This window comes from Frigoribacterium sp. Leaf44 (assembly GCF_001421865.1).
Lineage (GTDB): Bacteria > Actinomycetota > Actinomycetes > Actinomycetales > Microbacteriaceae > Frigoribacterium.
The window spans coordinates 731,958-747,813 of record NZ_LMLG01000001.1; the positions used below are offsets into that span (position 1 = coordinate 731,958).

12 protein-coding genes are annotated in these 15,856 nt (G+C 70.9%); 7 read left to right on the forward strand and 5 right to left on the reverse strand.

From position 1 onward, the window contains the following. The coding region (locus ASE87_RS03375; protein ID WP_235472177.1) for an MFS transporter at positions 1 to 1,159 on the forward strand (1,159 nt) is incomplete at its 5' end. An 88-nt stretch (positions 1,160 to 1,247) separates the two neighbouring features. Here the strand turns inward: ASE87_RS03375 and ASE87_RS16020 are convergent. The 4 genes from ASE87_RS16020 to aroA form a co-directional block, all read right to left on the reverse strand. Further along, on the reverse strand, positions 1,248 to 1,388 hold the full coding sequence (locus ASE87_RS16020) for a hypothetical protein (RefSeq protein ID WP_157489667.1): 141 nt from the start codon (positions 1,386 to 1,388) through the stop codon (positions 1,248 to 1,250). Positions 1,389 to 1,686: 298 nt separating this feature from the next. Further along, positions 1,687 to 2,448: an inositol monophosphatase family protein gene (locus ASE87_RS03380; RefSeq protein ID WP_056226828.1), complete on the reverse strand. Its 762-nt coding sequence runs from the start codon at positions 2,446 to 2,448 to the stop codon at positions 1,687 to 1,689. 236 nt (positions 2,449 to 2,684) lie between these two features. Beyond that, entirely contained in the window at positions 2,685 to 3,815 is a 1,131-nt protein-coding gene (gene rsgA / locus ASE87_RS03385) for a ribosome small subunit-dependent GTPase A (RefSeq protein ID WP_043593706.1), read from the reverse strand. 73 nt (positions 3,816 to 3,888) lie between these two features. Beyond that, a complete protein-coding gene (gene aroA, locus ASE87_RS03390; RefSeq protein ID WP_056225907.1) occupies positions 3,889 to 5,304 on the reverse strand; it encodes a 3-phosphoshikimate 1-carboxyvinyltransferase in 1,416 nt (471 codons plus the stop codon). 96 nt (positions 5,305 to 5,400) lie between these two features. On the opposite strand from aroA, the gene ASE87_RS03395 reads away from it, so the two are divergent. Genes ASE87_RS03395 through ASE87_RS03405 form a run of 3 tightly spaced genes read left to right on the forward strand, consistent with a single transcriptional unit; the run spans position 5,401 to position 6,833 of the window. Beyond that, on the forward strand, positions 5,401 to 6,090 hold the full coding sequence (locus ASE87_RS03395) for a sigma-70 family RNA polymerase sigma factor (protein WP_043593709.1): 690 nt from the start codon (positions 5,401 to 5,403) through the stop codon (positions 6,088 to 6,090). Next, the gene (locus ASE87_RS03400) at positions 6,087 to 6,332 is read left to right on the forward strand and encodes a zf-HC2 domain-containing protein (RefSeq protein ID WP_043593711.1); all 246 of its coding nucleotides are present in this window, start codon (positions 6,087 to 6,089) and stop codon (positions 6,330 to 6,332) included. The genes ASE87_RS03395 and ASE87_RS03400 overlap by 4 nt, the downstream gene beginning before the upstream one ends. 60 nt (positions 6,333 to 6,392) lie before the next feature. Next, positions 6,393 to 6,833, forward strand: a complete 441-nt coding sequence (locus ASE87_RS03405; RefSeq protein WP_056225910.1) for a GNAT family N-acetyltransferase — start codon at positions 6,393 to 6,395, stop codon at positions 6,831 to 6,833. 971 nt (positions 6,834 to 7,804) lie between these two features. On the opposite strand, the gene ASE87_RS03410 is transcribed toward ASE87_RS03405, so the two are convergent. After that, positions 7,805 to 11,569, reverse strand: coding sequence for a multifunctional oxoglutarate decarboxylase/oxoglutarate dehydrogenase thiamine pyrophosphate-binding subunit/dihydrolipoyllysine-residue succinyltransferase subunit (locus tag ASE87_RS03410; RefSeq protein WP_082452268.1), 3,765 nt, complete (start codon positions 11,567 to 11,569; stop codon positions 7,805 to 7,807). A 122-nt stretch (positions 11,570 to 11,691) separates the two neighbouring features. Here ASE87_RS03410 and ASE87_RS03415 point away from each other — a divergent pair, with 122 nt between their 5' ends. From ASE87_RS03415 to ASE87_RS03425, 3 genes are all read left to right on the forward strand, one after another. Then, positions 11,692 to 13,128: a GuaB1 family IMP dehydrogenase-related protein gene (locus tag ASE87_RS03415; protein ID WP_043593715.1), complete on the forward strand. Its 1,437-nt coding sequence runs from the start codon at positions 11,692 to 11,694 to the stop codon at positions 13,126 to 13,128. A 157-nt stretch (positions 13,129 to 13,285) separates the two neighbouring features. After that, positions 13,286 to 14,758: a hemolysin family protein gene (locus ASE87_RS03420; RefSeq protein WP_082059835.1), complete on the forward strand. Its 1,473-nt coding sequence runs from the start codon at positions 13,286 to 13,288 to the stop codon at positions 14,756 to 14,758. Then, positions 14,755 to 15,795, forward strand: a complete 1,041-nt coding sequence (locus tag ASE87_RS03425) for a hemolysin family protein (RefSeq protein WP_056225917.1) — start codon at positions 14,755 to 14,757, stop codon at positions 15,793 to 15,795. Before ASE87_RS03420 ends, ASE87_RS03425 begins: the two co-directional genes overlap by 4 nt. Positions 15,796 to 15,856 lie beyond the last annotated feature (61 nt).

Here is a 15,856-nt window from a genome sequence, read left to right on the forward strand (position 1 = left end):
CGCCGCACGCATCCTGCAGGGCGTCGCCGCCGGCATCCAGATGCCGCAGGTGCTCGGACTCATCCAGCAGCTCTTCCAGGGCAAGGAGCGCGGCCGCGCCTTCGGCTTCTTCGGCGCCATCATCGGCGTCAGCACCGCGTTCGGCCCGACCCTCGGCGGCCTGCTCATCGCGATCGGCGGCCCCGAGGACGGCTGGCGCCTGCTGTTCTGGATGAACATCCCGCTCGGCCTGATCGCCATCTTCTTCGCCCTCAAGCTGCTGCCGAAGACCCGCACGGCCTCGAACGGCCACAACGAGCTCGACCTGTTCGGCATCGTGCTGCTCGGCCTGACGATCTTCACCCTCATGCTGCCGTTCGTGCTGACGACCGGCCAGGGGGACGACCCGCTGCGCTGGCTCTTCTTGATCGGCTTCGTCGGGTTCGGCGCCGCTTTCGTCTGGTGGGAGCAGCGCTACAAGGCCCGCGGCAAGTCGCCGGTCGTGCACTTCAGCCTGTTCTCGCTCGCGTCGTACCGCAACGGCACCCTGATCGCCACGGTCTACTTCTGCGCGCTGCCCGCGACCTTCCTGCTGACGACGCTGTACCTGCAGCAGGGGCTCGGCCTCGAGCCCGTCTACGCCGGCATGGTCACCATCCCGTTCGCCCTGACCAGCGCCGTCGCCGCGTTCTACGGCGGACGCCTCGTCGACCGCTTCGGTCGCAGCCTGGTCGTGCTCGGGCTGATCCTGGTCGCGGTGGGCTTCGTCGCCCTGCTGCTCGCGGCCGTGCTCACCCCGCGCGACATCACGCCCTACGCCATGGGCATCGGCATGCTCATCGCGGGCACGGGTGGTGGCTTCGTCATCTCGCCGAACCAGACGCTGACGCTGGCCGAGGTGCCCGTCGAGATGGGCGGCGTCGCCGGCTCGATGGGGCAGGTCGGCCAGCGCGCCGGCACGGCCATCGGCACGGCGGCCGCGGTCTCGACGTTCTACTCGGTCATCGCCGGAGCCGGGGGAGCCGAGGGCGCCGACCTCGACATCTATCACGAGGCCTACCGCAACGGCTTCTTCGTCACGATCGCCCTGGTGTCCGTGGCGCTCGTGCTCGGGCTGATGGACCTCCGCGCCCGCAAGAAGGGGCGCGTGGGCGACGGGGCTGAGGCTGCTGCTGCGTAGTCGGTGACCCGCGTCGTCGGGGTGACCCGCGCCTCCTCGGTGAGACGCGCCTCCTCGGTGAGACGCGCCGGGTGGCGTGCCCCGCAGGTCAGAGGCGGGCGAAGGCCTCGACGACGTAGCTCGTGACGTCGACCTGGCGCGTGCCCGGCAGGGCGATCGACGCGGGGTCGACCGAACCGGCGGCGGTGCTGGTGGTGGCGGAGACGAAGACGGCGGGCGTGACGAACATGGTGGGCCTTTCGGTCGGCTGATGAGGCGGTTGACGGGGCCCGGCCGCCCGTCACAGGGAGACGGGCGGCGGAGCCCCTGACGTCCCTGCCCGAGATGCTCGGTGCTCCTGCTGGAGCCGGCGACGTCGTGCGACCAGTCAAGCCGTCCGGACGTTGCGTGAACATGAGCGCAGGGCTGAGTCGCCCTCCGTCGCAGGGATGAACCTCGACCGCCGTCATCCCGCCACGATGTACACGAGCCGCCACGCAAAAACGTGGCGGCTCGTGTACTTCGTGGTGGCGTGGGCCCCGCAGCGGTCAGGCAGGAGGCGCGGCCACGACCTCGAGGACGCTCTCGTGCAGCAGTCCGTTCGTCGCGATCGCGGTGCCGTGCCAGGGGCCCGGCTGGCCGTCGGCGCTCGTGAAGCGACCGCCGGCCTCCTCGACGACGACGGCCACGGCCGCCATGTCGTAGGGCTGCAGGTCGAACTCTCCCGCGATGTCGAGCGCGCCCTCGGCCACGAGCATGTACGACCAGAAGTCGCCGTACGCGCGCGTCCGCCAGACCAGACCCGTCAGCTCGAGCAACTGCGGCAGGCGCCCGGCGTCGATCCAGTACTCGAGCCCGTTGAAGCTCAGCGACGCGACGGCCAGATCGCGCACGCCCGACACCCGCAGCGGTCCGTCGTGCTCGGTCGAGAACGCGCCACCACCTTGCGTCGCCCACCAGCGCCGGCCGAGCGCCGGAGCGCTGACCACGCCCACCACGGGCACCCCGTCGACGACGAGCGAGATCAACGCCGCCCAGACCGGCACCCCGCGCAGGAAGTTCGCCGTGCCGTCGATCGGGTCGACCACCCACTGGCGGTGCGAGGGAGCGTCGTGGCCGTACTCCTCGCCGTAGAAGGTGTCGTCGGCGCGTGCGGCGGCGACCCGCTCGCGGATCGCCCGCTCGACGGCCTGGTCGGCATCGGTCACGTGCGACCGGTCGGGCTTGAGCGACACGTGCAGGTCGGCCGACCGGTACCGCTCGGTGCTGATCGCGTCGGCCAGGTCGGCCAACTCGAGCGCGAGCGACAGGTCGTCCGCCCAGGGCGTCCCGGGCGATCGGTCGGACGAGGAGGCGCGGGTCGGCTCGGCAGCATCGGTCACCCCGTCAGCGTACCCAGCCCGCCCTGCTCGTCCGCGCGCTGCCCGCCTGACCGACCCGCGCCTCCTGGGCTGGCGTCGCCGAAGCGGGCGTGTTCGTCGACGGTGGGCCTGCGCGGCCGCCCGTCGAGCACGGACTCGTCCGCTTCACGGTGTGCGGCGACGTGCTAGCCAAGCTCGTCGCTGCGCGCGTCGTCGGCGGCCGCCGCGAGGTCACGCGCGCTCACGCCGCCCTTGGACGCGAGCAGCGACTGCAGCGACTCGAGCCGTTCGCGACCGACGTCGCCGAGCTCGCCGGCCTCGATGCGGTCGACGATCTCCCAGTCGTGGGCCTCGGCCAGCGGGATGCCGTCGACCGGCTCGCCCTCGGCCGGGATCGCGTGCGCCGCGAACGACTTGAGGATGTTCTCGGGGTCGACGTGGCCCAGGCCGAACGAGCGGACGCCCGGGGTGTCGACGATCCAACCGCCGGTCGGCACCTTGAACGACACCGTCGACGACGACGTGTGCCGCCCGCGTCCGGTGACGGCGTTGACCACGCCCACCTCGCGACGCGACCCGGTCAGGGCGTTGACGAGGGTGGACTTGCCGACGCCCGAGTGGCCGACCGTGACCGTCACGTGCCCGTCGAGGATGCCGCGCAGCTCGTCGAGCGCGGGGGAGACCTGCCCGCCCGGAGCGACCTCGTCGAACGAGGTCGACGTCGTCGTGACGATGCGCAGGTCGAAGCACGAGAAGTGCGCCGCGAACGGCGCCGGATCGGCGAGGTCGGTCTTGGTGATGCAGAGGATCGGCTCGACCCCGGCGTCGAACGCCGCCACCATGTAGCGGTCGACCAGGCGGGGCCGGGGCTCGGGGTCGGCGGCGGCCACGACGATGAGCATCTGGTCGGCATTGGCGACGATGACGCGCTCGACGGCGTCGCTGTCGTCGGCACTGCGCCGCAGCAGGGTCGTGCGCTCCTGCACCTTGACGATCCGCGCGAGCGACCCCTCGGAGCCGCTCGTGTCGCCGACGACGCCGACGCGGTCGCCGGTCACGACGCTCTTCTTGCCGAGTTCGCGGGCCCGGGCCGTCGTGATCTCGCGTTCGTCGGGCGTGCCGGCGTCCATCAGCACGCCGTAGCGGCCACGGTCGACGGTCCAGACGACCCCCTCTTCGGCGTTGGCGTAGGCCGGTCGCTGCTTGGTGCGGGGCTTGTTGCCCTTGGGGTTCGGGCGCACCCGCACCGAGCTCTCGTCGTACTCGCCGTAGTCGCGCTCGTCGTCGGCGTCGTCGCCGTCGTTCCACCAGCTCATCGTGCCTCGCTCATCGTCGACCGTGCCTCGCTCGCTCCGTGCCGTGCCCCGCTCATCGTCGTCGGCCCGGCGCCTAGAGGAACCCGAGCAGGTCGATGTCGGCGGGGCTCTGACGGACGGTGCGGCCGAGCATCTCGTCCCACAGCTCGACGAACTGCGGCAGCGTCTTGGCGACGACGCGGACGTCGTCGAGCTCGACGCCCTCGACCGCCAGGCCGATGATCGCCGCGGCGGTCGCCATGCGGTGGTCCTCGTAGGTGCGCCACTGGCCCGCGTGCAGCGGGGACGGCTCGATGCGCAGGCCGTCCTCGAGTTCGGTCACCGCGCCTCCCAGGGCGTTGATCTCGGCCGCCAGGGCCGCGAGGCGATCGGTCTCGTGACCGCGCAGGTGGCCGATGCCGGTGATCGTGCTCGGGCCCGACGCCAGGGCGGCGAGGGCGACGAGTGCGGGGGCGAGCTCGCCGCTGCGGGACAGGTCGACGTCGACTCCGGGCAACGAGCCGCCGCCGACGAGGCCCACGCCGCCGTCGACGGTCAGGGTGTCGCCGTCGAGCGTGACGGTCGCGCCCCAGAGCGGCAGCAGTTCGATCAGGTCGGCCCCGACCTGGGTCGTGTCGGCGGGCCAGTGCGCGATGGACACGGTGCCGCCCGCGACCAGGGCGGCCACGAGGAACGGTGCCGCGTTCGACAGGTCGGGTTCGATGACGACCTCGCGTCCCTCGATCGGAGTCGGCGGCACGATCCAGGTGCCGACGGCGGGCGAGGCGACCTCGACCCCGCGCTGAGCGAGGGCGTCGACGGTCATCTCGATGTGCGGCAGGCTCGGCAGGCGTTCGCCCGTGTGGGTCAGGGTCAGGCCGCGCTCGAAGCGGGCGGCCGAGAGCAGCAGGCCCGAGACGAACTGGCTCGAGGCCGACGCGTCGATCTCGACGTCACCACCCTCGACCTCGCCGGTGCCGTAGAGGCTGAACGGCAGCGCGCCCCGGCCGTCGTCGTTCACCTCGACGCCGAGGGCACGGAGGGCCTCGATCGTCGTCCGCATCGGGCGCTTGCGAGCGCTGGCGTCGCCGTCGAACGTGACCGGGCCGAGGGCCAGCGCCGCGACCGGGGGCAGGAACCTCATGACTGTGCCGGCCAGGCCACAGTCGATCGTCGCCCCGCCCTGCAGGTCGCCCGGCGTGACGACCAGGTCGGGCCCGAAGGGGGAGTCGTTCGGGAACTCGGTGATGGTCGTGCCCAGCGCCCTCAGCGCCTCGATCATCAGCGCCGTGTCGCGCGAGTGCAGCGGCAGGCGCAGCGTCGAGGGCGACGACGCCAGCGCCGAGAGCACCAGTTCGCGGTTCGTCAGCGACTTCGACCCGGGCAAGGACGAGGAGGCGCGCAACGGTCCGGAGGCGGTGGGCGCCACCCAGCGCCCCTCGTCGACCTCGGGAACCTTTCCGTCGCCGTAGGGAGAGAACTCGGGCCCGGAATACCTGTACACCTGCATCGGTTCACCACAGTAATGCAGCAAGAACCTGGAGGACCTGTGCCTGTCGCACTCGCACCGAGGGAAATCACCGTCGCCGAACTAGAATCGGCCCTGATGAGCACCCCCGAGGGCCACGAGCCCACACCGACCGATGCCGCCGTCGAGCCGACCGAGGCCGACGTCGACGCCGCCCTCGAGGCCGTCGACGCCGACGCCGTGAAGCGCGCCCTGTTCGAAGAGCAGGCGCTTCCGTTCATGGACCAGCTCTACGCCGCGGGCATGCGCATGACGCGCAACCCCGCCGACGCCAGCGACCTCGTTCAAGAGACCTTCGTCAAGGCGTACGCGGCGTTCGCGCAGTTCCAGCAGGGCACCAACCTGAAGGCCTGGCTCTACCGCATCCAGACCAACACGTTCATCAACACGTATCGCAAGAAGCAGCGCGACCCATACCAGGGCACGATCGACGAGTTGGAAGACTGGCAGATGGGCGGCGCCGAGTCGGCGACCCGCGCCTCCGGCTCGACCCGCTCGGCCGAGGCCGAGGCGATCGACCACCTCCCCGACAGCGCCGTGAAGGACGCCCTGCAGAAGGTCCCCGAAGACTTCCGCATGGCCGTGTACTTCGCGGACGTCGAAGGCTTCTCGTACCAAGAGATCGCCGACATCATGAAGACCCCCGTGGGCACCGTGATGAGCCGCCTGCACCGCGGCCGTCGCCTGCTCCGTGAACTCCTCGCCGACTACGCGCGCGATCGTGGCATCGCCGTCCCCGTCGGCCCGTCGAAGGGCGCAAAGAAATGACCGATTGCGGTTGCACCAAGGCCAAGGCCGAACTCGAGGACTACCTGCACAACGAGCTGTGCCGCGAGGACGCGGCCGACATCCGCGAGCACATGGCGAACTGCGGCGACTGCTCGGGCGAGCACAAGGTCGGCGTCGTGCTGACCGAGGCCGTCCAGCGCGCCTGCCGCGAGACGGCACCCGAAGACCTGCGGGCGACCGTCCTGGCACGGTTGCGCGAGCTGCAGTCGGCGCACCGCTAGTCGTCGCGCTCCGTGCCGAGCCGGTCGTCACATGACGAACGGCTGCGCTAGCGTCGAGGCATGACCGCAACGGTGCAGCCCCTCGGCATCCCGACCACCAGCGACCTCGACGACCTCGTGTCGTTGATCGGCCTGCTCGGCTACGCGCTCGACGCGGACGTCCTCTCGCGGCGGCTGGCACGGCTGACTGCCGACGCGGGGCACGAGACCTGGGTCGTGCGAGGCGACGACGGGCGCATCACGGCGGTCGCCGGTGGCCACGTCGTGTGGGCCTACAACGACGATGCGCCGACGGCTGAGCTGCTGTTGCTCGTGGTGTCGGCCGAGGCGCGCCGCGACGGCGTGGGGTCGTACCTGCTCGGTCACTTCGAGACGTGGGCCCGGGGGCACCAGGCGCGCGTGCTGAACGCGGTCTCGGCTGCCGCGACCGACTCGGCCAACCGCTTCTACCGCAAGCGTGGTTACCACGAGGCCGGCGTCCGCTACTCGAAGCTCGTCTGAGCGCGGAGGTCCCGTCTCCTCCTGACGCTGACCGCCCTCCCGGTGCTGGCCGCGGCGACCCGCCGATGGCCGCGTCGTCCGGCGCTAACCGTCCCGCCTCAGGCCGTGCCGCCCCGCCGCAGGCCTCCCGCCCCGCCGCAGGCCGTGCCGTCCCGATGCTTGGCCACGCCGTCCCGCCGCTGGCCTAGCCATGAGGCGCGGTCCTTCCCCGCGGTGCCGACTGCTTCCGCGGCCAGCGGTGTCGCGGAGAAAGCGTTGTGCCTGGTGCGTCGGCAACTCCTGGCTGGTGTCGTCCTGACGCGGCTGGAGGGGTGCTGCGCACGCAGGAGTCCTGACTTGCCGACCGTCGACAGGGCTGTGCTCGCCGGTCGACCATCAGTGCCGGTGCGGTGCGGTGCGGTGCGGTGCGGTGCGGTGCGGTGCCGTGCCGGTGCCGGTGCCGGTGCGGTGCGGTGCCGGGCCGAGTGCCGGTGTCGATGCGGGTGCCGTTCGTCGCACGCATGTGTCGGCAACTCCGGAGAACGGTCGCACATCGGGGTTCTTGCACGCGCTGCGGCGGCAGGAATCCGGAGTTGCCGACTGTGCGGCGCGGACTCGAACCCGAGGCCGGCCCGGGCCGATGTACGTGCCGTCCGCCGGCCCGTCCCGCGGTCCCGCATCGATCCGCGTCGGCAAGTCAGGACTCTTGCCGCAGTGCCGCCCTGGACAGTCCCCGGGGGGCACGTTTCTCCTGAGTTGACGACGCGCGAGGTCGGCGACGTGCGGGAGGCGGGAGACGGGAGGCGGCAGACGAGACGCGAGGCGGGAGGCAGGGGAGAGGCGACGGGAGGTGGAGGCCGGGGGCGGGCGCCGGGAGGCGGAGGCCGGGGCCGGGGCCGGGCGGCGGGAGACCGGAGGGCGGGACACGCGAGACGACCGTGGCCGCGCCCCCGGCAGGAGGCACGGCCACGGTCGAGCGGGCAGGCGACCGTCTAGAGGTCGAGCGCCTCGGCGATCAAGGTCGCCTGCTGCGCGGCGCTCGCCTTGTTCGACCCGGCGGCAGGCGAAGCCGACGCGGGACGCGACGCGACGCGGATCTGTCGGTCGAGGTGCTTCTGCAGCTCGAGCACGACGAACGGCCACGCGCCCTGGTTCTCGGGCTCTTCTTGCGCCCAGACCAGCTCGGCGGACGGGTAGCGGTCGAGCACGCGGCGAATCTCGTCCAGCGGCAGCGGGTAGAGCTGCTCGAGGCGGACCAGCGCGACGTCGTTCTGGACGCCCCGCTTGTCGAGTTCGGACGAAAGGTCGTAGTGGATCTTGCCGCTGTGCAGGACGACGCGCTTCGTCGACTCGGGTTCGGACACCCGCGTGCAGTCGAGCATCGGCTCGAAGCGACCCGAGGTGAAGGCGTCGACCCCGCTGGTCGCCCCGCGCAGCCGCAGCATGGCCTTCGGCGTGAAGACCACGAGCGGACGACGCGGGCGGGCGTAGGCCTGACGGCGCAGCAGGTGGAAGTACGACGCGGGCGTCGACGGCCGGGCGATCGTCATGTTGTCCTCGGCACAGAGCTGCAAGAAGCGTTCGATGCGGGCGGACGAGTGGTCGGGGCCCTGACCCTCGTAGCCGTGCGGCAACAGGAGCACGACGCTCGAACGTTGTCCCCATTTCTGCTCGGCCGACGAGATGAACTCGTCAATGACGGTCTGGGCGCCGTTGCTGAAGTCGCCGAACTGGGCTTCCCACAACACGAGTGCGTCGGCCCGTTCGACCGAGTAGCCGTACTCGAAGGCCATGGCCGCGTACTCGCTGAGCAGCGAGTCGTAGATCCAGAGCTTCGCCTGGTTGTCGGCGATGTTCTGCAGCGGCAGCCACTCCTGGCCGTTCTCACGGTCGTGCAGCACCGAGTGCCGTTGCACGAAGGTGCCGCGACGGCTGTCCTGACCGGCGAGACGCACGGGCGTGCCCTCGGTCAGCAACGAGCCGAAGGCGAGCAACTCGGCGAAGGCCCAGTCGATGCCGCCGTTGCGGCTCATGTCGACGCGCTTCTTCAGCAGTTGCTGCAGCTTCGGGTGCACCGAGAACCCGGCCGGCGGGTTGTCGTGCGCGTCCCCGATGTCGTGCACGAGCTCGAGCGAGACCCCCGTGGTCTCGGGCTCGCCCCGGGCGTCGTCCTGCTGGGCGACGGGACGCTCGAGGTCGGCGACGTCGCCGTCGTCGCTCGTGACGACCGGGATCGACCCGGTCTGGGCGGCGTGCGTCTCGGCGAAGGCGCGCTCGAGGCGCTCCTGGAAGTCGCGGTGGGCGCCGTCGTACTCGTCTTGCGTGATGTCGCCTCGACCGACGAGGGCCTCGGTGTAGAGGGTGCGCACCGAGCGCTTCTGCTCGATGAGGTTGTACATCAGCGGCTGGGTCATCGAGGGGTCGTCGCCCTCGTTGTGGCCGCGTCGGCGGTAGCAGACGAGGTCGATGACGATGTCGCGCTTGAACTGCTGACGGTACGAGAACGCGAGCTCGGCGACGCGGGCCACGGCCTCGGGGTCGTCGCCGTTCACGTGGAAGATCGGCGCCTGGATCGTCTTGGCGACGTCGGTGGAGTACACCGACGTGCGCGACTCGGACGGCGGCGTCGTGAAGCCCACCTGGTTGTTGATGACGATGTGGATGGTGCCGCCGACGCGGTAACCGCGCAGCTGCGACATCTGCAGCGTCTCGACCACGACGCCCTGACCGGCCATGGCCGCGTCGCCGTGGATCAGGATGGGCAGCGTGCTGAAGGCGCCGGTCGTCCCGCGGTCTTGCTTGGCGCGCACGATGCCCTCGAGCACGCCGTCACCGGCCTCGAGGTGCGACGGGTTCGCGGCCAGGTACACCGGGATGGTCTCGCCGACGGCGCTCGTGAACTCGCCCTCGGTGCCGAGGTGGTACTTGACGTCGCCCGAGCCCTGGACCGTCTTGGGGTCTTGCGTGCCCTCGAACTCGCGGAAGATCTGACCGTAGGTCTTGCCGGCGATGTTCGTCAGCACGTTCAGGCGCCCGCGGTGGGCCATGCCGATCGCGACCTCGTCGAGGCCTTCGCGGGCGGCGTGCTGCATGACCGTGTCGAGCAGCGAGATCGTGGACTCGCCGCCCTCGAGGCTGAAGCGCTTCTGGCCGACGTACTTCGTCTGCAGGAAGGTCTCGAAGGCCTCGGCCTCGTTGAGCTTCGCGAGGATGCGCATCTGCTCGTCGTGCGAGGGCTTCGTGTAGGGCACCTCGAGGTGGTCCTGGATCCACTTGCGCTGTGCCGGGTCCTGGATGTGCATGTACTCGACGCCGATGGTGCGGCAGTACGAGTCGCGCAGGATGCCGAGGATGTCGCGCAGCAGGGCATGGGTGCGGCCGCCCAGGCCGCCGGTGACGAATTCGCGGTCGAGGTCCCAGAAGGTGAGCCCGTGGCTCTCGATCGCGAGGTCGGGGTGCGTGCGCTGGCGGTACTCGAGCGGGTCGATGTCGGCCATCAGGTGGCCGCGCACGCGGTAGCTGTTGATCAGCTCTTGCACGCGGGCCGTCTTGCTGACGCGCTCGGCCAGGTTGACGTTGATGTCGGCGTTCCAGTGGATCGGCTCGTACGGGATGCGCAGCGCCGCGAAGATGTCCTCGTAGAAGCCGCGCTGCCCGATCAGCAGCTCGTGCACCTTCTTGAGGAACTCTCCCGAGCCCGCCCCCTGGATGACCCGGTGGTCGTAGGTGCTGGTCAGCGTGATGGTCTTGCCGATGCCCAGCTCGACCAGGGTCTTCGAGGCCGAGCCCTGGAACTCGGCCGGGTAGTCGAGCGCACCGGCGCCGATGATGGCCCCCGCGCCCTTCATCAGACGGGGCACGCTGTGCACGGTGCCGATGCCGCCGGGGTTGGTCAGCGAGATCGTGTTGCCCTGGAAGTCGGCGGCCGCGAGTTTGTTGTCGCGGGCCCGCTTGACGATGTCCTCGTAGGCGGTCAGGAACTCGCCGAAGTGCATCTCTTCGGCCTTCTTGATGCCGGGCACGAGCAGGGCACGGGTGCCGTCGGGCTTCGGGATGTCGATCGCGAGGCCGAGGTTGACGTGCGCCGGCGTGACGACCGACGGCTTGCCGTCGACCTCGTCGTAGTAGACGTTCTGGCTGGGGAACTCTTTCAGGGCCTGCACCAGGGCCCAACCGATGAGGTGGGTGAACGACACCTTGCCGCCGCGGGCGCGCTTGAGGTGGTTGTTGATGACGATGCGGTTGTCGATCATCAGCTTCGCCGGGATCGTGCGGACGCTCGTCGCGGTGGGCACGGTGAGGCTGGCGTCCATGTTCGTGGCGAGCGACTTGGCCATGCCGCGCAGGGGCGAGACGACGTTCTCGGCCTCGGGCGTGGGCTGCTCGCCGGGGGTCGTGGGCTTCGCCTTGGCCTTGTCGGGCACCTGGGCCGGGATCGGCTTCGCCGCCGGCTCGACCGAGGTGGTGCGCGCGGCGGCCTTCTGGCCGGCGGCGGCGGGTGCCGGGGCCCCGGCCGCCGGAGCGGCAGCCGAGGACGCAGGAGGCGCGGGTGCGGTCTCGACGGACGGTGCGGCGGGTGACGTGGGCGCGGACCCGCCTTCGGGCGGCGTGTAGGCCTCGAGGATCGGCCACCACGACTCGTCGACCGAGTTCTTGTCGACCACCCACTGCTCGTAGAGCTCGTCGACGAGCCACTCGTTGGCCCCGAACTCGGCTGCAGCGCCGTCGTCAGTTGTACCGGTCACGTGGCTTGACACAGCCGATCGCCCACTCTCCGTTGATTGTTGATCAGTGCGTGGGCTGCGACGCCCACCTCTGCCAGCTTAAGCGCAAACGGCCGGTCCTCGGCGGGACGACTCACAGGGATTACCGTGGACCCATGCGGTTCTACGAGACGACCCCCACGCACGATCTGACCTACTCCGACGTGTTCCTCGTCCCGAGCCGGTCGTCGATCACCAGCAGGCTCGACGTGTCCCTCGCCCCGGGCGACGGCACGGGGGCCACGATCCCGATCGTGTCGGCCAACATGAACTCGGTCACGGGCCCTCGCCTGGCGGCGACCCTGGCCCGTCGCGGCGGGCTCGGCGTGCTGCCGCAGGACATGCACCTGCAAGACCTCGACGCCGCCATCCGCTGGGTCAAGGCCCAGCCCGTCGACTACGACACGCCCTACTCGCTCGACGCGGGGCAGACCGTCGAGCAGGCGCTGTCGGTCGTCCCGGCCGTCGAGGGCCACGGCATCGTCCTGCACGACGGCACGGGGGCCTACCTCGGCTGCATCGCCACCTCCCGCCTGGCCACGGCCCCGCGGGACGCGGTGCTCGGCGACCTGCTGCACGGCGCCCTGACCTCGCTCGACGCGGACGACGTCGACAGTCCGCGCGACGCGTTCGACCGCATGGTGGCGGCCGACATCCATTTCGCCCCCGTGCTGCGGCACGGTCGGGTCGTCGGCACGGTGAGCCGCAAGAGCGCGCTGCGGTCGACGATCTACCAGCCCGCCGTCGACGCCGACGGCCGGCTCCGCGTCGCCGCGGCGGTCGGCATCAACGGCGACGTCGCGGGCAAGGCGAAGGCCCTCGCCGCGGCAGGCGTCGACGTCCTCGTGATCGACACGGCGCACGGCGACCAGGACGGCATGATCCGGGCCGTCCAGGCGGTGTCCGCCCTCGACCTGGGCCTGCCGATCGTCGCGGGCAACGTCGTCACCGAAGAGGCCGTGAGGCACCTCGTCGCCGCGGGCGCGTCCATCGTCAAGGTGGGCGTCGGGCCGGGTGCCATGTGCACCACGCGCATGATGACCGCCGTCGGTCGTCCCCAGTTCTCGGCCGTGCTCGAGACGGCCGCGACCGCCCGTGCGCTCGGGGCGCACGTCTGGGCCGACGGCGGCGTGCGCTACCCGCGCGACGTGGCGCTCGCCCTCGCGGCGGGCGCATCGTCGGTGATGATCGGCTCGTGGTTCGCCGGCACCATCGAGGCTCCGGGCGAGCTCGCGAGCGACGAGCGAGGCCTCTACAAAGAGAGCTGGGGCATGGCGTCGACCAAGGCCGTGCGCGGTCGCTTCGAGCGCCTCGACCCGTACGAGCTGGCCCGCAAGACGCTCTTCGCCGAGGGCATCTCGTCGTCGAAGATCTACCTCGACCCGCTGCGTCCCGGCGTCGAGGACCTCCTCGACATGATCACGTCGGGCGTCCGCAGCTCGTTCACCTACGCCGGGGCGACGTCGGTCCCCGAGTTCGCCGAGCGGGCGCTCGTCGGCGTCCAGTCGGCGGCCGGCTACGAAGAGGGCAAGGCGCTCCCCGTCAGCTGGTGAGACGGGGCCGAGATCGCGCGACGGGAACCGTCCCGGTGCCGTAAGATCGCCCGTCTATGGATGACCCTCCGTCTCAGACGACCGCACCCTCCCACCATCTCGCGCCGTGCCTCCTGACCACGGGCCCTTCGGCCGCCGAGCGGGGTGACTCCGCCCGGTGAACGAGTGGATACTGCTCGCGTTCGGCCTGCTGCTCACCGTCGGCACCGGCCTCTTCGTGGCCAGCGAGTTCTCGCTGGTCAACCTCGACCGGTCCGACCTCGAGGCCCGTCAGTCCCGAGGTGAGAAGGGGCTCGCCCCGACCATCGGGGCGCTGCGCATCACGTCGACCCACCTGTCGAGTGCCCAGCTCGGCATCACGCTGACGACCCTGCTGACCGGCTACACGATGGAGCCCGCGATCTCGCGCCTCCTGTCGCCGCCGCTCACCGCGGTCGGCGTGCCCGAGGGGGTCGTCGCGGTCGGTGCCCCGATCGTCTCGATCGTCGTCGCGACCCTGCTGTCGATGATCATCGGCGAGCTCGTGCCCAAGAACTTCGCCCTGGCCCTCCCGCTCAAGACGGCGAAGCTGGTCATCCCGTTCCAGGTGCTGTTCACCACGGTGTTCAAGCCCGCGGTCGCCCTGCTCAACAACACGGCCAACGCCGTGCTGCGGGCCATGGGCATCGAACCGAAAGAAGAGCTGTCGGGTGCCCGGACGGCCGAAGAGCTGTCGTCGCTCGTGCGCCGCTCGGCGACCGAGGGCAGCCTCGACCGCGACACGGCGACCCTGCTCGCCCGCACGCTCGTGTTCAGCGACCACACCGCCTCCGACGTCATGACCCCGCGGCCCCGCCTGTCGACCGTCGCGCGCGGCGACTCGGCCGAGACCGTCCTCGAGTTGGCTCGACGCACCGGCTACTCGCGATTCCCGGTGACGGACGACGGCATCGACGACGTCGTGGGCCTCGTCCACGTCAAGCAGGCCGTCTCGGTGCCGCGCGAGAAGCGTGCCGACGTGCCCGTCTCCGCGCTGCTGACCGACGCCGTCCGCGTGCCCGAGACGATGACCCTCGACAACCTGCTGGGCGAGGTGCGCGGTCGCGGCTACCAGATGGCCGTCGTCGTCGACGAGTACGGCGGGACCGCCGGTGTCGTCACCCTCGAAGACCTGATCGAAGAGCTGGTCGGCGAGGTCAGCGACGAGCACGACCGCAGCCGGGTCGACGTCGTCCGCTCGCGCAACTGGCTGACCTTCCCCGGCCTGCTGCGGCCCGACGAACTGCTCGAGCGCGCCTCGGTCAAGGTGCCGGAGGACGGCCCCTACGAGACCGTCGGCGGCTGGCTGATGAGCGAGCTCGGCCGCCTGCCCAAGGTCGGCGACGTCGTCGAGACCGACGACGGCGCGTTCCGGGTCGAACGGCTCGACGGCCGACGCATCGACCGCATCCGCTTCACGCCCACGCCCGACGACGTGCCCGAGGTCACGACGACCGAGCCGGGTCGACGCGACGGCCGCGGGCGGGACGACCGCGACCGGTCCGGTCGCCGTGACCCGAAGGCACCGCCCGAGGAGGCGCGGCCCGAGAAGGTGCGCACGGGCGTCGAGGACGACCGCCGCGCGGTCCGCACGAAAGAGGTGACCCGATGAGCAGCGACTGGTGGGGCATCGTCTGGCTCGTGGTGCTGCTGGCCGGCAACGCGTTCTTCGTGGCGGCCGAGTTCGCCGTGATCTCGGCCCGCCGGTCGCAGATCGAGCCCAAGGCCGAGGCCGGCAGCCGGGCCGCCAAGACCACGCTCTGGGCCATGGAGCACGCGACGATGATGCTCGCGACGACGCAGCTCGGCATCACGATCTGCTCGCTGCTGATCCTCAACGTGTCCGAGCCGTCGATCCACCACCTGCTCGAGGGGCCGCTCGGCTGGACCGGGCTCAGCCCCGAGCTGGTCAGCGTCGTCGGCTTCGTCATCACGCTGGTGCTCGTGTCGTTCCTGCACGTCGTGTTCGGCGAGATGGTGCCGAAGAACATCTCGTTCTCGCTGCCGGACCGTGCCGCGCTGCTGCTGGCCCCGCCGCTCGTCGCCATCGCCCGCGTGCTGCACGTGGTCGTGCTGGCCCTCAACCACTCGGCGAACGCCGTGCTGCGCGCCTTCAAGGTCGAGCCGAAGGACGAGGCGACCAGCGCCTACACGGTGGACGAGGTCGCGACGATCGTGGCCCAGTCACAGCGCGAGGGCATGATCAGCGACGCCACCGGCACCGTGCGTGCGGCGTTCGAGTTCACCGAGAAGACCGTGGCGCAGACGGCCGTCCCGATGGACGAACTCGTGACCCTGCCCGAGGACGCGACGCCGCACGACGTCGAGCGCGCCGTCGCCCAGCGCGGCTTCTCGCGGTACGTGCTGGTCGACGACGGCGGTGACCCCACGGGGTACCTGCACCTCAAGGACGTCATCGACCTCGACGAGGACGAGTTCGCCGACCCGGTGCCGCCGAAGCGCATCCGGCAGCTGATCTCGATCTTCCAGGGCACCGAGCTCGAGGACGCCCTGGCGACCATGCGCCGCAGCGGCGTCCACGTCGCGCGGTCCTTCGACGAGACCGGCGCCACGCGCGGCGTGCTCTTCCTGGAAGACATCCTCGAAGAGCTCATCGGCGAGGTGCAGGACGCGACCCGGCGTCGCTGAGCGAGCCTCCGCAGACGACGCGACCCGCGCCTCCTGACCCGAGAGGGTGAGGAGGCGCGGG